This window comes from Microbacterium hominis NBRC 15708 (assembly GCF_001592125.1).
In the GTDB taxonomy this organism is placed as follows: domain Bacteria; phylum Actinomycetota; class Actinomycetes; order Actinomycetales; family Microbacteriaceae; genus Microbacterium; species Microbacterium hominis.
The window spans coordinates 225,044-246,054 of record NZ_BCWI01000001.1; the positions used below are offsets into that span (position 1 = coordinate 225,044).

25 protein-coding genes are annotated in these 21,011 nt (G+C 71.7%); 12 read left to right on the top strand and 13 right to left on the bottom strand.

Translation table 11 applies throughout. The features are described 5' to 3' along the window. Nucleotides 1-2: 2 nt before the first annotated feature. The 4 genes from MHO01S_RS01090 to MHO01S_RS01105 are packed head-to-tail and all read right to left on the bottom strand — an operon-like array spanning nucleotide 3 to nucleotide 2,120. Complete coding sequence (locus MHO01S_RS01090; protein ID WP_061781723.1) at nucleotides 3-962, bottom strand: SURF1 family cytochrome oxidase biogenesis protein; 960 nt, start codon at nucleotides 960-962, stop codon at nucleotides 3-5. Then, nucleotides 959-1,162 carry a hypothetical protein gene (locus tag MHO01S_RS01095; RefSeq protein ID WP_060958680.1) on the bottom strand — a complete coding sequence of 68 codons (204 nt, stop codon included), beginning with the start codon at nucleotides 1,160-1,162 and terminating at the stop codon, nucleotides 959-961. The genes MHO01S_RS01090 and MHO01S_RS01095 overlap by 4 nt, the downstream gene beginning before the upstream one ends. Continuing rightward, nucleotides 1,159-1,530: a DUF3099 domain-containing protein gene (locus MHO01S_RS01100; protein WP_082734065.1), complete on the bottom strand. Its 372-nt coding sequence runs from the start codon at nucleotides 1,528-1,530 to the stop codon at nucleotides 1,159-1,161. Before MHO01S_RS01100 ends, MHO01S_RS01095 begins: the two co-directional genes overlap by 4 nt. Before the next feature lie 41 nt (nucleotides 1,531-1,571). After that, complete coding sequence (locus tag MHO01S_RS01105; protein ID WP_061781724.1) at nucleotides 1,572-2,120, bottom strand: DUF4190 domain-containing protein; 549 nt, start codon at nucleotides 2,118-2,120, stop codon at nucleotides 1,572-1,574. Between the two features lie 110 nt (nucleotides 2,121-2,230). Between MHO01S_RS01105 and MHO01S_RS01110 the strand changes: the two genes are divergently transcribed. Continuing rightward, nucleotides 2,231-2,941, top strand: a complete 711-nt coding sequence (locus MHO01S_RS01110; protein WP_060958678.1) for a beta-ketoacyl-ACP reductase — start codon at nucleotides 2,231-2,233, stop codon at nucleotides 2,939-2,941. A 55-nt stretch (nucleotides 2,942-2,996) separates the two neighbouring features. Here the strand turns inward: MHO01S_RS01110 and MHO01S_RS01115 are convergent, their stop codons facing one another. From MHO01S_RS01115 to glgC, 3 genes are read right to left on the bottom strand one after another with little or no spacing between them, the layout of a single operon-like run. Beyond that, nucleotides 2,997-3,692 (bottom strand): alpha/beta fold hydrolase, encoded by a 696-nt coding sequence (locus MHO01S_RS01115; protein WP_061781725.1) that lies wholly within the window; start codon nucleotides 3,690-3,692, stop codon nucleotides 2,997-2,999. 59 nt (nucleotides 3,693-3,751) lie between these two features. Next, entirely contained in the window at nucleotides 3,752-4,387 is a 636-nt protein-coding gene (serB, locus tag MHO01S_RS01120; RefSeq protein ID WP_061781726.1) for a phosphoserine phosphatase SerB, read from the bottom strand. 20 nt (nucleotides 4,388-4,407) lie between these two features. After that, nucleotides 4,408-5,652: a glucose-1-phosphate adenylyltransferase gene (glgC, locus tag MHO01S_RS01125; RefSeq protein WP_060958675.1), complete on the bottom strand. Its 1,245-nt coding sequence runs from the start codon at nucleotides 5,650-5,652 to the stop codon at nucleotides 4,408-4,410. A 46-nt stretch (nucleotides 5,653-5,698) separates the two neighbouring features. On the opposite strand from glgC, the gene glgA reads away from it, so the two are divergent. From glgA to MHO01S_RS01140, 3 genes are all read left to right on the top strand, one after another. Next, nucleotides 5,699-6,892, top strand: coding sequence for a glycogen synthase (gene glgA / locus MHO01S_RS01130; RefSeq protein WP_060958674.1), 1,194 nt, complete (start codon nucleotides 5,699-5,701; stop codon nucleotides 6,890-6,892). A gap of 57 nt (nucleotides 6,893-6,949) precedes the next feature. Continuing rightward, on the top strand, nucleotides 6,950-7,741 hold the full coding sequence (locus tag MHO01S_RS01135) for an ABC transporter ATP-binding protein (RefSeq protein WP_060958673.1): 792 nt from the start codon (nucleotides 6,950-6,952) through the stop codon (nucleotides 7,739-7,741). 112 nt (nucleotides 7,742-7,853) lie between these two features. After that, nucleotides 7,854-8,111, top strand: coding sequence for a type B 50S ribosomal protein L31 (locus tag MHO01S_RS01140; protein WP_060958672.1), 258 nt, complete (start codon nucleotides 7,854-7,856; stop codon nucleotides 8,109-8,111). Nucleotides 8,112-8,180: 69 nt separating this feature from the next. Here MHO01S_RS01140 and MHO01S_RS01145 read toward each other — a convergent pair whose 3' ends face one another. Then, a complete protein-coding gene (locus tag MHO01S_RS01145; RefSeq protein WP_167626499.1) occupies nucleotides 8,181-8,936 on the bottom strand; it encodes an exonuclease domain-containing protein in 756 nt (251 codons plus the stop codon). 99 nt (nucleotides 8,937-9,035) lie between these two features. On the opposite strand from MHO01S_RS01145, the gene MHO01S_RS01150 reads away from it, so the two are divergent. Beyond that, a complete protein-coding gene (locus MHO01S_RS01150; protein WP_060958670.1) occupies nucleotides 9,036-9,935 on the top strand; it encodes an alpha/beta fold hydrolase in 900 nt (299 codons plus the stop codon). Here MHO01S_RS01150 and MHO01S_RS01155 read toward each other — a convergent pair. After that, the gene (locus MHO01S_RS01155; RefSeq protein WP_060958669.1) at nucleotides 9,895-10,455 is read right to left on the bottom strand and encodes a CGNR zinc finger domain-containing protein; all 561 of its coding nucleotides are present in this window, start codon (nucleotides 10,453-10,455) and stop codon (nucleotides 9,895-9,897) included. The genes MHO01S_RS01150 and MHO01S_RS01155 overlap by 41 nt on opposite strands. Nucleotides 10,456-10,545: 90 nt before the next feature. On the opposite strand from MHO01S_RS01155, the gene MHO01S_RS01160 reads away from it, so the two are divergent. Continuing rightward, entirely contained in the window at nucleotides 10,546-11,637 is a 1,092-nt protein-coding gene (locus tag MHO01S_RS01160) for a DMT family transporter (protein WP_060958668.1), read from the top strand. Here the strand turns inward: MHO01S_RS01160 and MHO01S_RS01165 are convergent. Beyond that, a complete protein-coding gene (locus MHO01S_RS01165) occupies nucleotides 11,579-12,058 on the bottom strand; it encodes an Lrp/AsnC family transcriptional regulator (protein WP_060958667.1) in 480 nt (159 codons plus the stop codon). The genes MHO01S_RS01160 and MHO01S_RS01165 overlap by 59 nt on opposite strands. 177 nt (nucleotides 12,059-12,235) lie before the next feature. Between MHO01S_RS01165 and pdhA the strand changes: the two genes are divergently transcribed. The 3 genes from pdhA to MHO01S_RS01180 are packed head-to-tail and all read left to right on the top strand — an operon-like array spanning nucleotide 12,236 to nucleotide 15,785. Continuing rightward, entirely contained in the window at nucleotides 12,236-13,360 is a 1,125-nt protein-coding gene (pdhA, locus tag MHO01S_RS01170) for a pyruvate dehydrogenase (acetyl-transferring) E1 component subunit alpha (protein WP_082734086.1), read from the top strand. Beyond that, nucleotides 13,357-14,367 carry an alpha-ketoacid dehydrogenase subunit beta gene (locus MHO01S_RS01175; protein WP_060958665.1) on the top strand — a complete coding sequence of 337 codons (1,011 nt, stop codon included), beginning with the start codon at nucleotides 13,357-13,359 and terminating at the stop codon, nucleotides 14,365-14,367. The genes pdhA and MHO01S_RS01175 overlap by 4 nt, the downstream gene beginning before the upstream one ends. After that, nucleotides 14,364-15,785 carry a dihydrolipoamide acetyltransferase family protein gene (locus MHO01S_RS01180; RefSeq protein WP_061781727.1) on the top strand — a complete coding sequence of 474 codons (1,422 nt, stop codon included), beginning with the start codon at nucleotides 14,364-14,366 and terminating at the stop codon, nucleotides 15,783-15,785. The genes MHO01S_RS01175 and MHO01S_RS01180 overlap by 4 nt, the downstream gene beginning before the upstream one ends. Before the next feature lie 13 nt (nucleotides 15,786-15,798). Here MHO01S_RS01180 and MHO01S_RS01185 read toward each other — a convergent pair whose 3' ends face one another. Further along, entirely contained in the window at nucleotides 15,799-16,422 is a 624-nt protein-coding gene (locus tag MHO01S_RS01185) for a TetR/AcrR family transcriptional regulator (protein ID WP_061781728.1), read from the bottom strand. 117 nt (nucleotides 16,423-16,539) lie between these two features. Between MHO01S_RS01185 and MHO01S_RS01190 the strand changes: the two genes are divergently transcribed. Both MHO01S_RS01190 and MHO01S_RS01195 read left to right on the top strand, forming a co-directional pair. Further along, a complete protein-coding gene (locus MHO01S_RS01190; RefSeq protein ID WP_060958663.1) occupies nucleotides 16,540-17,739 on the top strand; it encodes an acyl-CoA dehydrogenase family protein in 1,200 nt (399 codons plus the stop codon). Nucleotides 17,740-17,743: 4 nt separating this feature from the next. Beyond that, nucleotides 17,744-18,556 carry an HpcH/HpaI aldolase/citrate lyase family protein gene (locus MHO01S_RS01195; protein ID WP_061781729.1) on the top strand — a complete coding sequence of 271 codons (813 nt, stop codon included), beginning with the start codon at nucleotides 17,744-17,746 and terminating at the stop codon, nucleotides 18,554-18,556. A gap of 15 nt (nucleotides 18,557-18,571) precedes the next feature. Here MHO01S_RS01195 and MHO01S_RS01200 read toward each other — a convergent pair whose 3' ends face one another. Both MHO01S_RS01200 and MHO01S_RS01205 read right to left on the bottom strand, forming a co-directional pair. Continuing rightward, nucleotides 18,572-19,180 (bottom strand): histidine phosphatase family protein, encoded by a 609-nt coding sequence (locus MHO01S_RS01200; protein ID WP_061781730.1) that lies wholly within the window; start codon nucleotides 19,178-19,180, stop codon nucleotides 18,572-18,574. A gap of 28 nt (nucleotides 19,181-19,208) precedes the next feature. After that, nucleotides 19,209-20,084 carry a Sir2 family NAD-dependent protein deacetylase gene (locus tag MHO01S_RS01205; RefSeq protein WP_060958662.1) on the bottom strand — a complete coding sequence of 292 codons (876 nt, stop codon included), beginning with the start codon at nucleotides 20,082-20,084 and terminating at the stop codon, nucleotides 19,209-19,211. 113 nt (nucleotides 20,085-20,197) lie between these two features. Here MHO01S_RS01205 and MHO01S_RS01210 point away from each other — a divergent pair, with 113 nt between their 5' ends. After that, a complete protein-coding gene (locus MHO01S_RS01210; RefSeq protein ID WP_061781731.1) occupies nucleotides 20,198-21,004 on the top strand; it encodes a TrmH family RNA methyltransferase in 807 nt (268 codons plus the stop codon). Nucleotides 21,005-21,011 lie beyond the last annotated feature (7 nt).

Consider the following 21,011-nt stretch of genomic DNA (forward strand, 5'->3'; position numbering starts at 1 on the left):
CGTCAGCGGGAGGTGAGCTCGTCGAGGAGGGCGTCCTCTTCCTGCATGTCGCGGTCGCGCGGACGCTGCTCCCGGCGCCGCCGACGGCGTGCCGCAGCGGAATCCGCGGGCGCGGGGGCGCGAGGCGCGTCCGGCCCGTCGGGGCCACCGCTCCCATCCGCCCCACCGCTCCCACCGGCGCCGTTCGCCTCGTCGGCCGCGGCATCCTCGGCGTCCTCACGACGGTGGCGGATCTCGGTGCGGATCATGTACCAGATGAACACGAAGCCCATCACGGCGAAGAGGATCCACTGGATCGCGTACGACAGGTAGGGTCCGGGATCGTCGGAGGGCGATTCGAGCGCGTTGGGCACGTCGGCGACGGAAGGCTCTTCGGACACGAGGAGGCCGTACGCGCTCGTGATCAGTCCCGCCTGCCCCGTCGTCTCGGCCACCAGCGGCAGGTTGATCGTCGGCACCTGGCCGTCCGGGGCCGACCGTCCCGAGTTCGGCAGCGCTTCGCCCGGCTTGAGGCGCACGACCACCTCCACCTGACCGGACGGCGGTGCGGGGATGGCGTCGGGCTCCGGCTGCGCGGATCCCGGGGCCAGCCAGCCGCGATCGACGAGGAAGACGTCGCCGTCGACGGTGCGGAAGGGCACGAGCACCTCGAACGCGCTCGTACCGCCGTGCGCCCGGTTGCGGGCCAGCAGCGTCTGGTCGGTGAGGTATTCGCCGGTGAGCGACACCGGATGCCATTGGTCGTCCGGATCGAACGCGCCGTCGGGGCCGATGAGTTCGCGCAACGGCACCGGGGCGGCGTCGTAGTTCGCGGCGACGAGCGCGAGCTGGCGGCTGCGGTCGGCGTTGCGCGTGAACTGCCAGTTCGACAGGAAGGCGCACACGATCGCGAACACCATCGCGATCGCGACGTAGCCTGCCCAGCGCAGCGCGGTGGACTGTCGGGCGGTGCGCGGGCTCATGCGGTGGTCTCCGTCTCCCAGGCGATCACGTCAACGGGGAAGTCGCGGGCGGCGAGGTAGTCGCGCAGGTAGGTGACGTGCTCGTCGCACGCGGCCCACGTCTTGCGCCGGTCGGCGGTGTGGATGCGGGGATTGCGCCACACCACCTGCCAGCGGGCGTCGGAGCGGCAGCCCGCGCGCGAGCAGATCGCGGCGCTCACGTCGGATCCGTCGATGTCGTCGGAGGTGCGTGCGACTCGGTGATGCGGATGACGGTCGGCGCGGCCGGAGATGTCGGCTGCGCCGAGGCGGGCGGCGGGGCGGGCGGCTCGATCGCGCGCTCGGGCGGGATCGCCCGCTCGGCGGGACCGGCGGCCACGTTCGCGATCACGACGGCGAAGTAGGGCAGGAACATCGCGCCCGCGCCGAAGAGCCAGGTGTACCACCCGTAGGGGGTGACGGCGACCATCAGCACGAAGCACGCGACGCGGATCACCATCATCGTGAAGTACTTCGTCATCCGCGCGCTCGCGTCGTCGCGCGGAGCGCGCGGCAACGAGGTGGCGGACTGGGGACGAGAGCTTTTCACGGTCCCCTCAGCCTACGCCGATCGGCGGCGCGCGGACCTCGTCAGTACGAGCTGTAGCGCGTGCCCGCGGTCGCCCCGAGGATCACGAAGAAGAGGAAGAAGGCGATGCCGATGACGGCGATCGCCACCCCGATCCACCCCACGATCACGCCGGCCAGGGCCATGCCGCGGCCGCCCTCGCCCGTCTTCTTGATCTGGTTGAGGGAGATGTGCCCCATGATGGCGCCGCCGAGGGAGCCGATGAAGGGCAGGATCCAGACGAAGCCGAGGATCGCGGCGATCATCGAGATGATCGCGAGCACGTTGGTCTTCGGTGCGGGGGCGCCGTAGTAGGGCGCGGCGGCGCCGTAGACGGGCGGGGCGCCGGGAGCCGGCTGCATCGGAGCGCCGGTGGTCGCGCCGTAGGCGGGCGGTGCGGCCGGGTAGGTCGGGGGCTGGTAGGCGGGCGGCTGATAGCTCGGCGCCGGAGCCGCCGCGGGCGGAGGCGTGTACGGGGCCGCCGGCTGCGCGGAGGCGGGAGCGGGCGTGGGCGGCGTCACCGGCGGGGTGGCCGCGGCATCCGGGGACTGAGGGTTCGTCGCATCGGTCATGATCTCTCCTGTCTCGCGATGTCAGCCTATCGGGAGCCGTCGCCGCGGGGGAGGAGCGGGCGTGCGCCGACTAGGCTGAGGCGGTCACATCCCCAGCGAACGGAGCCCCCATGTCGCACGACCGCGTCGTCCTCGTCACCGGTGGAAACCGCGGCATCGGCCGCGCGATCGCCGCCCGCTTCGTCGCCGAGGGCTACCGCACGGCGGTCACGGCGCGCTCCGGGGAAGGCCCCGAGGGCACGCTGACGGTGCGCGCCGACGTCACCGACGCCGCCTCCCTCGACGCCGCCTTCGCGGAGGTCGAGCGGGAGCTGGGCCCGGTGGAGATCGTCGTCGCGAACGCGGGCATCACCAAGGACACCCTCCTGCTGCGCATGACCGAGGACGACTTCGACTCGGTCGTCGCGACCAACCTGGGCGGCACCTTCCGCGTCGTCAAGCGCGCCTCCAAGGGGATGCTGCGGGCCAAGTGGGGACGCGTCATCCTCATCTCCAGCGTCGTGGGGCTCTACGGCTCGCCCGGACAGATCAACTACTCGTCGTCGAAGGCGGCGCTGGTCGGCTTCGCGCGCTCGCTGACGCGCGAGCTCGGCGGCCGCGGCATCACGGCCAACGTGGTCGCCCCGGGCTTCATCGAGACCGACATGACCGCCGAACTGTCCGAAGACACGCAGGCCGAGTACAAGCGGAACATCCCCGCGGGCCGGTTCGCGACGCCGGAGGAGGTCGCCGGTGTGGTGACGTGGCTCGCCTCGGAGGATGCCGGCTACATCTCCGGTGCGGTGATCCCCGTCGACGGCGGCCTGGGCATGGGCCACTGACCGGGAGCGCGTTTTGACTCGCGGGAGCGCCGTCCGCTCGAGGGTCGGTGGAACCTCAGCGCGAGATGGCGGCGACGATCGCCTCGCCGAGGTGCTGCGGCTGGGAGAACTGGGGCCAGTGACCACTGCCCAGGCGCACGATCTCGGTGTCGTCGATGGCCGAGAACTCGTCGGCGTACCGGCCCCACTGCGCCAGAAAACCGCGGAACTCCTCGTCGCCGAGTGAACCGGACAGCACGGTGACGGGGACGCGGTAGCGGCGTTCGTCGTGCAGCGCGATGGCGTCGGTGGGAACCCGCGCCGGCACGTCGTGGGTGAGGGGAGCGGTCCGCGCCCGCGTCTGCTCATCGAGATCGGCGACGTCGTCGGCGTCGAAGAAGTCCCAGCCGGGGAACGGCACGACGCCGTCGACGAGGTCGAACTCGGAGATCATGCCCCCGTCGTAGGGCACCGCGGTGTCGACCAGCACGACGCGCGCCACCCGGTCGGGACGCGCGTCGGCCGCGCCCCACGCGACGTTGCCGCCGCCGCTGTGGCCGACCACGACGACGGGCCCCTCGGCCGCGTCGATCGCCTCGACGGTCGCGGCCACCCAGTCGGCGATGCCGATGTCGGCGCTCTCGGCGGCGGGGGCTCCGAGTCCGGGCATGGTCAGGGGTCGTGGGGTCAGCCCCGCGGCGCGCAGCGGCGGCAGCACGTCGTCCCACGACGACGCGTCGAGCCAGAGACCGGGAATCATGATGACGTCCATGCGGTCACGCTACGCCCGGTCCCCGACATCCGTGCGGGCGTGGCCGACGCCGCGGTGCGTCAGGGCAGCAGGGGGATGAGCTCGCGCAGATCGACGGGCCCGACGACGAGGTCGGCCTGCCGCCGCACGGCGGGCTTCGCGTTGAACGCGACGCCGAGCCCCGCCGCCGCCATCATCTGCAGGTCGTTCGCGCCGTCGCCGACGGCGATCGTTCGGCGGAGGGCGACACCGGATGCCGCGGCCCACTCGCGCAGCGCGGACGCCTTGCCGGCGGCATCCACGATCTCGCCGTCGACCAGCCCGGAAAGGGCCCCGTCGTCGACCGCGAGGCGATTGGCGCGCCAGACGTCGATCCCCAACGCCGGGGCGACGGTGTCGAGGATCTCGTGGAATCCGCCGGACACGACCGCGGCCCGCCCGCCGCGCCGGTGGATCGCCGTGACCAGCTCGGCGGCCCCCGCCGTCGGCTCGACCCGGGCCCGCACCCGATCGAAGGCGCTCAGCGGCACGCCGCGCAACGCCTGCACACGCGAGCGCAGGCTCGTCGCGAAGTCGACCTCGCCGCGCATCGCCGCCTCGGTCGCGGCAGCCACCTCGGCGCCGCGGCCCGCCTCGTCGGCGATGAGCTCGATGACCTCGTTGCGCAGCAGGGTGGAATCGGCGTCGAACACGACGAGGAAACGGGCGTCAGGCACCCGTCCAACCTAGCGGTCCGTCAGCGGGCGACGTACGCGTTCTTGCCCACCACCGTGATGCCGCTGTCGGTCACCGTGAAGCCGCGCGAGAGGTCGAACGCACGGTCGACACCGACCGTCGCGCCCGGCTCGAGCACGACGTTCTTGTCGAGGATCGCGCGATGCACGCGCGCCCCGGCGCCGACCTGGACGTGATCGAACAGCACCGAGTCGGTGATGGTCGATCCCCCTCCCGACAGCGTCCACGGGCCTACGACGGAGCGTTCCAGGTGCGTCCCCGAGAGCACGGAGCCGAGCGAGACGATCGAGTCGATCGCGTTGCCCATGCGGCCGACGCCGTCGCGGACGAACTTGGCGGGCGGGGAGTTCACCGACTGCGAGTGGATCGGCCAGTCGACGTTGTAGAGGTTGAAGATCGGCAGCGTCGAGATGAGATCCATGTGCGCATCGAAGAACGAGTCGATCGTGCCCACGTCGCGCCAGTAGTCGCGATCGCGATCGGTCGAGCCGGGGACGTCGTTGCGCTTGAAGTCGTACACGGCGGCCTCACCGCGCCCCACGAAGTAGGGGATGATGTCGCCGCCCATGTCGTGGTTCGACCCGGGCAGCTCGCCGTCCGCCTCGACGGCCGCGATGAGCGCGTCGGCGTCGAAGATGTAGTTGCCCATCGACGCGAGCACCTCGTGGGGGGCGTCGGAGAGCCCCGTGGGGTTCTGGGGCTTCTCCAGGAAGTCACGGATCGTGATGTTGTCCGTCGGGTCGAGGTCGATGACGCCGAACTGGTTGGCGAGCCCGATCGGCTGACGGATGCCGGCGACCGTCGCCTTGGCGCCGGACTCGATGTGGGCCGCGAGCATCTGCTCGAAATCCATCCGGTACACGTGGTCGGCGCCGATGACCACGACGATGTCGGGCTTCTCGTCGTGGATGAGGTTCAGCGACTGCAGGATGGCGTCGGCCGAGCCGGAGAACCAGCGTTTGCCGAGGCGCTGCTGGGCCGGCACCGAAGCCACGTACGAGTTGAGCAGCGCCGACATGCGCCAGGTCTGGGAGACGTGGCGGTCGAGGCTGTGCGACTTGTACTGCGTGAGCACCACGATCTGGCGCAGACCCGAGTTGATGAGGTTCGAGATGGCGAAGTCGATCAGGCGGTACTGACCGCCGAAGGGCACCGCGGGTTTGGCTCTGTCCTCCGTCAGAGGCATGAGGCGCTTTCCCTCGCCCCCGGCGAGGATGATTCCGAAGACCTTCGGCGCTGCAGGCATGCCACCACACTAGGCCCCCGTTCGCCCTTGTACTAGCGTTCGTGACATGCGCGTCGACATCGTCACCAAGGAGTACCCGCCGGAGATCTACGGGGGAGCCGGGGTCCACGTCACCGAGCTGGTCAAGGCCCTGCGCGTGGGGGTCGAGGTGCAGGTGCGGGCGTTCGGCGCCGACCGCGACGAAGCGGACACGACGGCCTACGGCGTGCCCGCCGAGCTGGCCGCGGCCAACCCCGCGGTGCAGACGCTCGGAACCGACCTGGAGATCGTCGGCGACGTCGCCGGGGCGGACGTCGTCCACTCCCACACCTGGTACGCCAACTTCGCGGGACACATCGCCTCGCTGCTGCACGGCATCCCGCACGTCATCACGGCGCACTCCCTCGAGCCGCTGCGTCCCTGGAAGGCGGAGCAGCTGGGCGGGGGCTATGCGGTGTCGAGCTACGTCGAGAAGACCGCCTACGAGAACGCCGCCGCCGTGGTCGCCGTCAGCGACGGCATGCGTCGCGACATCCTGCGCAGCTACCCGGCGCTGGACCCCGCCAAGGTGCGCGTCATCTACAACGGCATCGACGTGGAGGCCTGGCATCCACAGCAGGACGACGCCCTCCTCGAGCGCTACGGCATCGACCCGAACCGGCCCTCGGTCGTGTTCGTCGGCCGCATCACGCGCCAGAAGGGCCTGCCGTACTTCCTGCGCGCCGCCACGCGCCTGCCCGCCGACGTGCAGATCGTCCTCTGCGCGGGAGCGCCCGACACCCCCCAGATCATGGCCGAGGTCGAGGGCCTCGTCCGCGAGCTGCAGGCCCAGCGCGACGGCGTCGTGTGGATCGACGAGTTCCTGCAGCGCGATCAGCTCTGCGCGATCCTCACGTCGGCCACGACCTTCGTCTGCCCGAGCGTGTACGAGCCGCTGGGCATCGTCAATCTGGAGGCGATGGCGTGCGGAGCCGCCGTGGTCGGCACCGCGACCGGCGGCATCCCGGAGGTCGTGGTGGACGGTGTCACGGGCCGTCTCGTGCCGATCGAGCAGGTGCAGGACGGGACGGGCACACCGGTGGATCCCGAGCGCTTCGTGGCCGACCTCGCGGACGTGCTCACCGAGGTCGTCTCGGACCCCGAGCGTGCCCGCGCGTACGGGGCGGCCGGGCGGGAGCGTGCCGCGAGCGCCTTCAGCTGGCAGGCGATCGCCGAGGCGACCGAGGCCCTGTACCGGGAGGTGTCGGGGCGCGTCGGCTGAGGCGAAGACCCGGCGCGTGCCGCCGGCGGGCGAGGGCACTCCCGATAGGCTGGGAGCATGCCCCAGGTGCTCGAGTTCCTCGATGTCGTCGTCCGCCGCAACGCCCGCAACATCATCGATCACATCGACTGGGCGGTCTCGGACGACCAGCGCTGGGTGGTGCTCGGGCCCAACGGAGCCGGCAAGACGACCATCCTGCAGCTCGCGGCGACGCTGATCCACCCCACCTCGGGCGAGGTGACCATCCTCGACGAGCGCCTGGGCCGCACCGATGTGTTCGACCTGCGCCCGCGCATCGGCTTCGCCTCGTCGGCGATGGCGCGTCGCGTGCCGCCCGAGGAGACCGTGCTGGATGTCGTGCTGACCGCGGCGTTCTCGGTGCTGGGCCGCTGGAACGAGACGTACGAGACCATCGACGAGCGCCGCGCGCGTCGCGTGCTGGCGGAGTGGAAGCTCGAGCATCTCGCCGAGCGCACGTTCGGCACGCTCTCCGACGGAGAGCAGAAGCGCGTGCAGATCGCCCGCGCGGTCATGACCGATCCGGAGCTGCTGCTGCTCGACGAGCCGACGGCGAGCCTCGATCTCGGGGCCCGGGAGGAGCTGCTCGGGCTGCTCAGCGGCTACGCCCTGGCGCCCACGACGCCCGCGATGGTCATGGTCACCCACCACGTCGAGGAGATCCCCGTCGGGTTCACGCACGTGCTGCTGCTGCGCGAGGGGACCGCGGTCGCCGCCGGCCCGCTGGCGGAGACGCTCACCGAGGAGAACCTGTCGGCGACCTTCGGCATGCCGATCGCCCTCACGTCGGAGGCCGGACGCTTCGCCGCGCGGGCCACGGGCGGCGCCTGAGACATCCCCGTTCCCGCCGGGTGCGGGCTGCTGGTATGATCGATCCTTGGTGCATTCGCACCGCAGACTTCCCTCGCCCTGGCAAAATCCAGGGCACCACGTAAGGAAACCCATGAAGACTGACATCCACCCCGAGTACAAGGCGGTCGTTTTCCGCGACCTCGGCTCCGGCGAGACCTTCCTCACCCGTTCGACGGTGTCGAGCGACAAGACGATCGAGCTCGACGGCGAGACCTATCCCGTCATCGACGTCGAGATCTCCTCCGCCTCGCACCCGTTCTACACGGGCAAGCAGCGCATCATGGACTCGGCCGGTCGCGTCGAGAAGTTCAACCAGCGCTTCAAGAACTTCGGCGGCTCGAGCAAGTAAGCCCGGTCCCGCGAGACAGCCCCGCTTCGGCGGGGCTGTCGTCGTTTCGGGGCGACCTCGCCTCCGCCGTCAGCGGATCGGCCAGCTGCCGTCGACGCGGTCCTCGGGGTCGAGCCGTCCGATGCGGATGAAGTACTCCGTGAGGCTGTCGGCCTGAGCGCGTGCCCACCCGATCTGTCGGGTGTGAAGCTCGTCGAGCGCGGCGTCGATCGCATAGCGCCGCGCGAGCGCCTGAGCGACCCGCCCGGCGGCGATCGCGTCTGCGGACGCGTCGTGGGCGCCGACCAGGGGAACCGCGTAGTGCGCCGCGACGGCCTCGAGCGTGCGCTTGCCCTTGCGGAAGCGATCGTGCGCTTTGTCGAGCACGAGCGGATCGATCACGGGCGAGGGGTCGAGGATGGGCGGGATGCCGTGGCGCAGCGCCTCGTACTTCAGCAGCGAGAAGTCGAACGGCGCGTTGTAGGCCACGACCGGGATGCCCGCGTCCAGCAGTTCCCGCAGCGCGGCGACGACCGCGGCGACGACCTGCGCCGCCGGAGCACCGTGCTCCCGGGCGTGCGCGGTCGTGATGCCGTGCACCGCCGTCGCCCCATCGGGGATCGGCACTCCCGGATCGGCCAGCCACGACTGCGCCCGGACCGCCGCGCCGTCGGCGTCGAGCAGGCCGACGTGGGCCGTGACGATGCGGTCGGTCGTGACGTCGATGCCGGTCGTCTCCAGATCGAACACGCCGACGGCATCCACCCATCTCGGCGGTCGCACGGGGGTGGTCTCGACGGTGGAGACGTCGTCCTCCCAGAGCGGGACGGCCTGCCACTGTTCCATGCCTCCGACGGTATGCGCCGGTTCCGACACCGACGCGCAGGCACGCGGAGGAGGACGGTCGCGGCGTCGGTCGCGAGTCGCCCCTCCTAGACTTCAAGGGTGACCGTCGACTCTCCCTACGCCGAGGCTCTCGCCGCCGTGCCCGTGTCGCGGCGCGAGATCGAGATCGACGGCGCCGTGACCGCGTACTGGGAGTACGGGCCCGCCGACGCCCCGGTCACGATGGTGGCCGTCCACGGCTACCGCGGCGACCATCACGGCCTGGAGCCCGTCGTCGCCTTCCTCCCGGGCGTCCGGGTAATCTCTCCCGACCTTCCGGGGTTCGGGGAGAGCGTGCCGGTCCCCGGTGCGGTGCACACCCTCGACACGTATGCCCGGTGGCTGTGCGCGTTCGTCGCCGCGGTGGCGCCCGGGGCCGTGATCCTCGGGCACTCGTTCGGTTCCATCGTCGTGGCCGCCGCCGTGGCGGCAGGGCTCCCGACGCCGCGCGTGATCCTGGTCAACCCGATCGGCGCGCCCGCGCTGGAGGGCCCCCGCGGCATCCTCACCCGCCTGGCGGTGTTCTACTACTGGGCCGGGGCCCGCCTGCCGAAGCGTCTCGGCGACGCACTGCTGCGCAACCGCGTCATCGTGCGGGTCATGAGCGTGTCGATGGCGAAGACGCGTGAGCCCGCGCTGCGACGCTTCATCCACGACCAGCACGACACGTACTTCTCGCTCTTCCACGACCGCGACGTGCTGCACGACGGCTTCGTCGCGTCGGTGTCCAACGACGTGCGTCGTTTCGCACCGGCCATCGCGCAACCCACGCTCCTGATCGCGGCGGAGAAGGACGACATCACGCCCATCGAGGCGGAACGCCACCTGCAGACGCTCTTCCCGGATGCCCGGCTCGTGGAGATCCCCGCCGTCGGCCACCTCATCCACTACGAGACGCCGCGCGAGGCGGCGGCGGCGATCACGCGCTTTCTCGGGCCTTCCGGCGACGGTACGCGTTGACGTTCATGCGGTTCCCGCAGTTGCCGGTGTCGCAGTAGAGCTTGGAGCCGTTTTTCGAGAAGTCGACGTAGACCGAGTCGCAGTCGTCCGCCGCGCACACCCGCACCCGCTTCCACTCGTCCGAGCGGATGACGTCGACGAACGCCATCGCCGACTCGACCAGCATGCGCATCGCCAGGGGGGCGTCGGGCTCGGTGGCGTGGATGTGCCAGTCGAACTCGTCGTGGATCACGAGCTGCGGAAGCGCCCGCCCGTCGCGGAGCATCGCGTTGACGAGGGGCACCGCGCCGTCGCGGTCGGTGGCCCAGAGCGCGCGCAGACGCCGCCGGTTCGCGCGCACGGCGTCGAGCTCGGCGTCGTCGCGTCGGAAGCTGCCCGTGTAGGAGAACTCCGACAGGTAGGCGTCGAGATCCTCCTGCGTCCGCAGGCGGTCGAGGCCTGCACCGTCGGTTTCGGGGAGGGTGTTGACGAGGGCCGCCGCGGCGCGCAGCGACATCTCGGTGTCATGGATGAAAACCACGTTGACTCCTGACCTCGGCGGGCGCTAGTGTCACCAGTGTAATTGCTGTTGAGTCCTGACAGTCCTCCTGCTCGATCCGAAGGAACGCCGGTGTCACGCACCGCTCCACCCGCCCGCACCGCGGGCATCGTCATGGCCGTCTTCTCCGCGCTGGCGTTCTCGTCGAGCGGCCCTCTGGTCAAGCCGCTCCTCGAGGCGGGCTGGTCGCTGTCGGCGGCGCTCATCGTGCGCATGGGGCTCGCCGGCCTCATCCTGTCGCCCGCGCTCGTGCGCGCGATGCGCCGCGAGCGCGGCTTCGTCCGCCGCCACGGGCTCTCCCTCCTGGCGTTCGGCCTGATCCCGGTGCTGGGCTGCCAGCTGCTGTTCTTCTCGGCGATGCAGCGGATGCCGGTGGCCGTCGCGCTGCTGATCCAATACCTCGCACCCGTTCTGCTCGTCGGCTTCGTGTGGCTGCGCACGCGCCGGGCCCCCTCGCGGCTCGTCATGATCGGTTCGGTGGTCGCGATCGTCGGTCTCGTGCTCGTGGTCGACATCGCCGGCGCGCGTTTCGACCTGCTCGGCACGCTCCTCGCGCTCGGAGCGGCGGTGTGCGTGTGCGTGTACTTCGTCATGAGCGAGCGCACCGGCGACGGCCTGCCGCCGCTGGCCCTCGCCGCCGGAGGGCTGCTCGTCGGCGCTGTGGTGATGGCGCTGCTGGGCGCCACGGGGGCCATGCCGTTCGCCGCGCCGCCGGTGTCGGTGACCTTCCGCGGCGTCGAGGTGCCCGGCATCCTGGCCCTGCTGTGGGTCGGGGCGGTGGGGACGACGCTCGGCTACGCGCTGGGCGTCATGGCGGTGCCGCGCGTGGGCTCGCGGCTGGCCTCGTTCATCGGTCTCAGCGAAGTGCTCTTCGCGCTCGGCTTCGCCTGGCTCCTGCTCGGGGAGGCTCCCTCCGCGGTGCAGATCTTCGGCGGTGCGCTGCTGCTGGCGGGAGTCGTCCTGGTGCGGATGGATGCGCGCGAGGCCGATGCCGTCGGCGTCGCCGCCGACGCCGTGCTGCCCGTGCCCGTGGTGCCGCTGCCGGCGGACGCCCTCCGTCCCGACGTCGTGCCGGTGGACGCGTCGCCGGTGGACGCGAGCGCGCTCAGCGCGTCGCGTCGTCGCGAGCCGATTCCAGGAGCGGCCGGATCCGATAGCCGATGACCTCGCCCATGACGAGGGAGGTCTCGGTGCGCTCCACCCCGTCGATCTCGAGGATGCGCGCGTCGACGTCGAACAGGTGCTGGGTGTCGCGCGCCGCGACCCGCACGAGCAGATCGACCTGACCGCTCATGCCATAGGCCTGCACGACCTCCGGGATGCTCGCGATCGCATGGGTGATCCGCGGCAGTTCCGCCTGCCGCACGGTGACGCTCACCATGGCCTCGATGGGCAGGCCCAGGGCGACCGGGGGGATCGCACGTTCGAAGGACTGGAAGACGCCGCCGCGCTCCAGGCGGGCCAAGCGCGCCTGGACGGTGTTGCGGGACAGACCCAGGCGTTCGGCGAGGGCCACCACGGTGGCGCGATGGTCATCGGCGAGCGCATTCAGGAGGTCGAGGTCCACGCGGTCCAGAGGTCCCATAGTGCCCAACTCTACCAGGGACCTTCGGGTCGGTCTGCGCAACATGCTCAGGCCACGGGTGAATGCTTGAGCTAGGTGCCAGACGGACGTAGCCTTCCAGGCAACCGGCGACGAGGCCGGCCCGGGCGGCGGTCGCTCTCCACGAGAGAGCGGCACGGCCAGAGAGGGATGACGACGATGTACACCCTGACCACAGACGAAGCGATGACGGCGCTGGACGACACGGCGCGACTGCTCACCCCCGAGGGGCGACGCGTCGCCGACCCCCGCCTCGACCCGTGGGTGCAAGATCTGGACGCCGCGGCGCTGCGCGCCCTGTACCGCGACATGGCGATCGTCCGTCGGATGGATGCCGAAGGCGTCGCCCTCCAGCGCCAGGGTCATCTGGGACTCTGGGCTCCGGCACAGGGCCAGGAGGCGATCCAGGTCGGCACGGCACGCGCCTGCCGGGAGGACGACTTCCTGTTCCCGAGCTACCGCGAGGTGGGCGTGACGATCGTGCGCGGCGGCGCACCGGCCGATCTCGTGCTCGCGTGGCGCGGTGAGGTGCATTCGACCTACGACCCCTTCGAGCTGAACCTCGCGACGCCGCAGATCATCATCGGCGCGCAGACCCTGCACGCCGTCGGGTACGCCATGGGCGTGCAGCGCGACGGCGGCGACCAGGTCGCCGTGGCCTATTTCGGCGACGGTGCGACCAGCCAGGGCGATGTGAACGAGGCGATGGTCTTCGCATCGTCCTTCGGCGCGCCGGTCGTGTTCGTCTGCTCGAACAACCAGTGGGCGATCTCCGAGCCGGTGACGGTGCAGTCGCGGTTCCCGATCGCCGGTCGCGCACCCGGCTTCGGCATCCCGAGCATGCGGGTCGACGGCAACGACGTGATCGCGTGCACGGCCGCCATGCGGTGGGCCCTCGACCACGCCCGCCGGGGGGAGGGCCCGGTGTTCCTGGAGGCCGTGACCTACCGGATGGGTCCCCACACGACCTCGGACGACCCGACCCGCTACCGCGAACGCGACGAGGTGGAGCGGTGGCGCGCCCGTGATCCGCTGACCCGGTTGGAAGCGCTGCTGCGCAGCACCGGCGACCTCGACGACGCGGCGCTCGCCGCGATCTCGCAGGAGGCGGACGCGCTGACGGGAGCCATGCGGGAGGCCGTGCTGACGGCGGTCACCCGCCCGCCGCTGGCCGTCCTCGACGACGTCTACGCGGAACCGCACAGCGGGCTGTCACGTCAGCGCCAGCGCTTCGCGGCTTACCTCGACTCGTTCGCCGACGGCGATGCGGAGGTGTCCCGATGACGCAGCTGACGATGGGCAAGGCGCTGACCGCGGGGCTGCACCGCGCCATGACGGACGATGACCGTGTGATCGTGATGGGGGAGGACATCGGTCGCCTCGGCGGCGTGTTCCGCATCACCGACGGCCTCCTCGGCGAGTTCGGGCCGAAGCGCGTGATCGACACCCCGCTCGCCGAGTCCGGGATCGTCGGCACTGCCGTCGGCCTGGCCATGCGCGGTTTCCGCCCGGTCGTGGAGATCCAATTCGACGGCTTCGTCTACCCCGCGTTCGACCAGATCGTGTGCCAGGTCGCGAAGCTGCACTACCGCACGCGCGGCCGCGTGAAGATGCCCCTCACGATCCGCATCCCCTGGGCGGGCGGTGTCGGTGCGGCGGAGCACCACTCCGAGTCGCCCGAGGCGTACTTCGTCCACACGGCGGGCCTCCGCGTCGTGGCCGTCTCGAATCCGCAGGACGCGTACACCGTCCTGCAGCAGGCCATCGCGTGCGACGATCCGGTCGTCTTCTTCGAGCCCAAGCGCCTCTACCACTCCAAGGGCGAGGTCGACCTGGACGCCGACGTCGCCGACGCGGCGCCGATGGGGCTGGCCCGCGTCGTCCGCGACGGCACCGACGTCACGATCGTGACCTACGGGGCGCAGGTCGCCACGGCGATGGATGCCGCCGTCGCGGCCGAGGACGAGGGCATCTCGATCGAGGTGATCGATCTGCGGTCGCTGTCGCCGGTCGACTACCGCACGGTGGGAGCGTCGGTGCGCAAGACGGGACGGCTCGTCGTGACCCACGAGGCCGGCGGGGAGGCCGGGGTGGGCGCCGAGATCGTGGCGAGCGTCACGGAGCAGTGCTTCCACTACCTGGAGGCTCCGCCGCAGCGGGTGACGGGTCACGACATCCCGTATCCGCCCGCGAAGCTGGAGAAGCATCACATCCCCGACCTCGACCGCATCCTCGATGCCGTCGACCGCGTCCTCGACCGCCCCCACAGCCTGACGGGGGTGGAGCTGTGATCGCGGAGTTCCGTCTGCCCGACCTCGGGGAAGGGCTTCCCGAGGCGGAGATCGTGCAGTGGCTCGTCGCTCAGGGCGACGAGGTGGCGCTCAACCAGCCGATCGCCGAGGTCGAGACCGCGAAGGCCATCGTCGAGCTGCCGTCGCCGTTCGCGGGCACGGTCAGCACCCTCCATGCCGAAGCGGGAGACGTCGTCGAGGTCGGAGCGCCGCTGATCGCCTTCCAGGTGGCGGGGGCGGAATCCTCGGAGGATGCTGCCGCCAGCGCCGCACCCGCCGCACCCGCCGCACCCGGCGGGACGTCCGCGGCCGCCGGCGCGCAGGACCCGGCCGAGGCCGCCGTGCCGAACCTCGTGGGCTACGGCGCAGCGCCCCGGGGTACCGCGCGCCCGCAACGCCGCCGGCGCATCGGCGGCGGTGCGCCCTCGAGCGCCCGCTCGACCGCCGCGACGGCGGCCGAGCGCGTCCTCACGGATGCCCCGCACGATGTCGTCGCCCCTGCGGCGCAGGAGCTGCGGCCGGAACGACCGCGCTCGACGCCCCCGGTGCGCGCGTATGCGCGAGAGCTCGGCATCGACCTCGCCCTCGTCGAGGCCTCCGGCGTCACCGACATCATCCGCCGCGAGGACGTCGACAGATTCGCCGCGACGCTGGACGATCGCGCACCCGGTGCGCACGAGGCTCCGGCCGACACCGCCGCGGCGAGCGGCGACGCCCCGCGGGAGACGCGCATCCCCATCCGCGGGGTGCGCAAGCACACGGCGGCCGCGATGGTGCGCAGCGCCTTCACCGCTCCGCACGTGACGACCTTCCTGGAGGTCGACGTCACGCAGACCACCCTGTTCGTGCAGAGCCTCCGGTCCGATCGCCGTCTGGAGGGTCACCGCATCGGGATCATGGCGGTGGCGGCGAAGGCCGTGTGCCTCGCACTGCGCGCCGAGCCGACGCTCAACTCGTCGTGGGACGAGGCCGCCGGGGAGATCGTCCAGTACGGCTACGTCCACCTGGGGATCGCCGCGGCGACCGAGCGCGGCCTCGTCGTGCCGCACGTGCCCGACGCGGACCGGCTCTCGCTCGTCGACCTCGCGGACGAGATCGGCCGCCTCGCCGAGACCGCGCGCGCCGGCCGGACGACACCGGCCGCGCTGAGCGGCGGGACGTTCTCGATCACGAACTTCGGCGTCTTCGGTATCGATGCGGGCACACCGATCCTCAATCCCGGTGAGGCGGGCATCCTGGGGCTCGGTTCGGTGCGGCGGCGACCGTGGGAGCACGAGGGGGCGATCGTGCTGCGCGACCTCATGACCCTGAGCCTGTCGTTCGATCACCGGTTGGTCGACGGCGAGCAGGCCTCGCGGTTCCTGACGATCGTCGGCGACGTCCTCCGCGAGCCCGCCCGCGCCATGCTGCTGGGCTGACGCGGGGGAGAGGTCACCGGGCGGCGAGTGCGGCGTAGGCCATGTCGGCCAGCACGTCGCGCAGCATCCCGTCGTCGCCGGCATCCACCGCCGCGTCGCGCCGGGTGCGTACGGCGTACGGCGTCGAGTTGATGAGACCGAACCCCGCGTGCGCGCGGACGCGGAGCTCCGGTTCGGTGAGGTCGGGGTGGACGGCGTGCAGCACGCCGACCCACAGCTCGACGTAGTCTCGCTGGAGCCGGCGCACCTCGTGACGGTCCTCCTCGCTGAGGCGGGCGAGATCGCGGTCGTGCACGCGGATGACGTCGGCGCCGCGGACGGCGAACTGGACATGGAAGTCGACGAGGTCGCGCAGTGACCGGTCCGGTCCGTGTCCGGCGTCGATGACGCGGCGTCCGCCCGTGAGCAGATCGTCGCTGGCGCGCAGGAGGATGGCGCCGAGCAGGGCGCGCTTGCTGTCGAAGTGGCGGTAGACGGCGGGACCGGTGATGCCGACGGCGGTGCCGAGGTCTTCCAGGCTCACACCGTCGAAACCGTGCTCGGCGAAGAGGCGGGCGGCGGCTTGCAGCAGGGAGTCGGCGCGCTGGGCCTTGGCTCGCTCACGCGAGGTGCGCGATGCCGCAGAACGCGTTGTCATTCCAGTTAATCCTCGCTAACCTGGACCTGTGGGTTAGTGCACACTAACCCACCCGCTCGCCCGCGCGCCACGAGATTGCGGGAGGCGTTATGCGACCGCGACATCGAAGGGGATGCCATGGCGATTCTGGATCCGTACGACCACGGACTGACCGACGAGGAGCGCGAGCTCGCGCGGATGGTGCGCGCCTTCGCCGATGAACGGGTCGCCCCGCAGGCCTACGAGGCCGACCGCACCAAGACCCTCCCGCTCGGGATCGTCGCCGAGATGGGGGAGATGGGACTGTTCGGTCTGCCGTTTCCGGAAGAGGTCGGCGGTCAGGGCGGCACCTACCTCGCGCTGGGGCTCGCGATCGAGGCGCTGGGGCGGGTGGACCAGTCGATCGCCATCACGCTCGAGGCCGGCGTGAGCCTCGGCGCGATGCCGATCCACCGCTTCGGCACCGACGCCCAGCGCGCCGAACTGCTTCCCGACCTGCTCGCCGGTCGCGCGCTGGCGGGGTTCGGCCTGACCGAGCCCGAGGCGGGATCGGATGCCGGGGCCACCCGCACGACGGCGCGGCGCGACGGTGACGAATGGGTCATCGACGGGGCGAAGCAGTTCATCACGAACTCGGGCACCGCGATCACCCGCTTCGTCACGGTCACCGCCGTCACAGGCGTCGAGGACGGGCGCAAGGAGATCTCGACGATCATCGTCCCCTCCGGCACGCCCGGCTTCGCCGTGGGTCCCGCCTACGACAAGGTCGGGTGGCATGCCTCCGACACCCACCCGCTCAGCTTCGACGGCGCGCGGGTGCCCGCCGAGAACCTCCTCGGCGAGCGGGGACGCGGGTTCGCGAACTTCCTCAGCATCCTCGACGAGGGCCGGATCGCGATCGCCGCTCTCGCCACCGGAGCCGCGGAAGGATGCCTGGAGGCGGCCCTCGACTACGCCGGCAGTCGCATCGTGTTCGGCGAACGGCTGGGGACGCGCCAGTCGATCCAGTTCACGCTGGCGAGGATGCAGCAGCGCGTGCACCTGTCGCGGCTGGCCTGGCTGCACGCCGCACGGCTGCGCGACGCGGGGCGCCCGTTCGCGTCGGCGGCGGCGCTCGCGAAGCTGACCGCCGGCGACGCGGCGATGGACAATGCGCGCGACGCGACGCAGATCTTCGGCGGCAACGGGTTCATGAACGAGTACCCGGTGGCGCGTCACTACCGCGACGCGAAGATCCTCGAGATCGGGGAGGGGACGACGGAGGTGCAGCTGCTCGTGATCGCCCGCGCGCTGGGACTGACCGCGCTGCCGCCGGTCGCGGCCGGCCCGGTAGCGTGAACGCATGACCGCCGCTTTCGACCTCGGACCTGCGCTGCTGTTCTGCCCGGCCGACCGCCCGGAGCGCCACGCGAAGGCCCTCGAGCGCGCCGACGCGGTGATCCTCGACCTCGAGGACGCCGTGGCTCCGGCGGACAAGGTCGCCGCGCGGGTGGCGCTCATCGACTCGCATCTCGACCCCGACCGCGTCATCGTCCGCGTCAACCCGCTGGACTCGCGCGAGATCGCCTCCGACCTCGCGACGCTGTCGCAGACCGACTACCGGCGCGTGATGGTCGCAAAGGCGGAGTCCGCCCCCGCGATCGCACGTCTGGATCCGCGGTTCGAGGTCATCGCCCTGTGCGAGACGGCCCGTGGTGTCGCCGCCGTCGAGCAGATCGCGGCGCAGGACCGGGTCGTCGCGGTGATGTGGGGCGCGGAGGATCTCGTCGCGTCACTCGGCGGCACGTCCAGTCGCACCCCGAAGGGCAAGTACCGCGACGTCGCCCGCGTCGCTCGGGCACGGGTGCTGCTCGCCGCCGGCGCGGCCGGCATCGCCGCGATCGACGCGGTGCATCTCGACATCGCCGACGAGAAGGGGCTGTCACGCGAGGCGAGGGATGCCGCGGCCAGCGGGTTCGCCGCGACGGCGTGCATCCATCCCGCGCAGGTCGAGACGATCCGGGCGGCCTACCGGCCCGACGACGACGCGCTCGCCTGGGCGCGCGGCGTGCTGGCGGCCGCCGAGGGCGAAGGCGGGGTGTTCCGCTACCGCGGACGCATGATCGATGAGCCCGTGCTCCGCCATGCGCGCACGGTCGTCGCCCGCGGCGCCTGAGCCCGCGGCATCCGCTCAGCCGACCGGGACGGCCGCGTAGGAGCGGACGCTGAGGCGGTCGCGCTCGAGCAGGAACGTGTGCGTCGAGGCGTTGGCCAGACGCTCGCCCTCGTGCGGGAAGGCGCCCGCCGACGCGTGACGGATCACCTCGCGGATGAGGGCGCCGTGCGAGACCATGACGAGCGTCGGTCCGAGCGGCGCGGTCGCCCGGCGGGCGTCGCGGACGGCCCGCTGCAGACCGGCGAGCGCGCGCTGGCGCACCTGGGCCCAACTTTCGGCGTCGGGAACCTCCGCCTGTGCCCACTCGCCCCAACGCTCACGGAACTCGTCGACGCCCGCACCCTCGGCGACGCCGTACGAGCGCTCGCGGAGCTGCCGGTAGGCGCGCGGTGCGGCGACGCCGAGCGTCGAGGCGATGATCTGCGCGGTCTCGGCCGCGCGGGACAGATCGCTGGATGCGACCACGACGGGTCCGACGCCCTCGAGCTCCTCTCGCAGCCGCTCGGCGACCTCGCGCGCCTGGGCGCGTCCCGTGTCGTTGAGCGGGATGTCGGTCGATCCCTGGATGCGGCGCGCCGCGTTCCAGTCGGTCTCGCCGTGGCGCACGAGGATGAGAGTCGTCACCCATCGAGCCTATGCGAGCGGGGAAGCCTCAGCGCACGTCGGGCAGGGCGTGCGCGAGCGCCCGGAGCACCTCGGAGGTGCCGGCGTCGATCTTGACGCTCGCGTGCACGTCGCCGCGCGTCTGTCCGCGATTGACGATCACGACGGGGAGCCGCCGGCGCCGGGCGCGCTCCAGTAGGCGGATGCCGGAGTTGACGACGAGTGACGACCCGGCGACGACGAGTGCCTCGCTGGTCTGGACCAGCTGCTCGGCCTCCGAGAACTTCACGAGCGGGATGTACTCGCCGAAGAAGACGACGTCGGGCTTGAGCATGCCCCCGCAGACGCTGCAGTCGGGGACGACGAAGCCATCGCTCGTGGACGGCAGCACGTCGCCGTCGGGCCCCAGCTCGACCGCGTCGGGAACCGTGATCCACGGGTTGTCCGCCTCGACCCGCGCCGCGAGGTCGCGGCGGTCGAACACCTGACCGCAGTGGGTGCACAGCACGCGTCGCATCGTCCCGTGCAACTCGACGACCCGGCGGCTGCCGGCGCGCACGTGCAGGCCGTCGACGTTCTGCGTGATGACGCCGTTCGCGACGCCGCGCTCCTCCAAATCGGCGAGGGCGCGGTGGCCGACATTGGGCTGTGCGGCGGCGAATGCGCGCCACCCGAGGTGACTGCCCACCCAGTACCGGCGTCGCGACGCGTCGCTCGAGAGGAACTGCTGGGCGGTCATGGGGGTGCGCGTGGGAGCCCCCTTGCCGCGGTAGTCGGGGATGCCCGAATCGGTGGAGACCCCGGCGCCGGTGAGCACGGCGATGCGACGGCCGGCCAGCGCGTCCACGGCGCGGCGGACCGCCGCGGTGGTCTCGGGGTCGAGCTCGGGAGCAGCCCCGGACGTGCGATCGAGAACCGTCGACATGGCGTCCTCCCTCCCTCAGACCTACCCCGAGCCTACGCGCCCCGCTTTTCGCGGAGGTTACAGCGGGGTGGGGGAGTGCGCGCGGGCGCGGTCGGGCGTGACAGCATGGGCGGATGCCTGTCGTTCGTATCGACGACCCCGCCGATGACCGTCTCGCCGACTACCGCGACCTCACGGACGTCGCGCTGCGTCGTGTGCTGGAGCCGGCCGGAGGGCTCTACATCGCCGAGTCGGCGAAGGTGATCGCGCGCGCCGTCGCCGCCGGACATCGTCCGCGGTCCGTCCTCGTGCAGCAGAAATGGCTCGATGACGCGCTGCCGCTCGCCGGCGACGCCCCCGTGTACCTGGTCGACGACGACGTGGCGGAGCGGCTGACCGGGTACACGGTGCACCGCGGTGCGCTCGCGGCGATGCACCGGCCCTCGCTGCCGAGCGTGGCCGAGGTGGTCGCCGGCGCGCGCCTCGTGCTGGTGCTGGAGGACATCGTCGATCACACCAACGTCGGCGCCGCGTTCCGCGCGGCGGCCGGGCTCGGCGCGGATGCCGTGCTGGTGACGCCGCGCTGCGCGGATCCGCTCTATCGGCGCAGTGTGCGGGTGAGCATGGGCACGGTGTTCCAGGTGCCGTGGACGCGGCTTCCGGACGAGGCGGACGGCGGGTGGACCGCCGGGCGCGCCCTCCTGCACGACGCCGGACTGCACCTCGCAGCTCTCGCGCTCGCCGACGACGCGGTCGGGCTCGACGCGTTCGTCGCCGCCCGCCCGCCGCAGGTCGCGCTGCTCATGGGCGCCGAAGGAGACGGCCTGTCGCGGCGTGCGCTCGCCGCGGCCGACACCGTCGTCACGATCCCGATGGCCGGCGGCGTCGACTCGCTCAATGTCGCATCCGCCGCCGCCGTCGCCCTGTGGGCGCTGCGGTAGAGCGGCG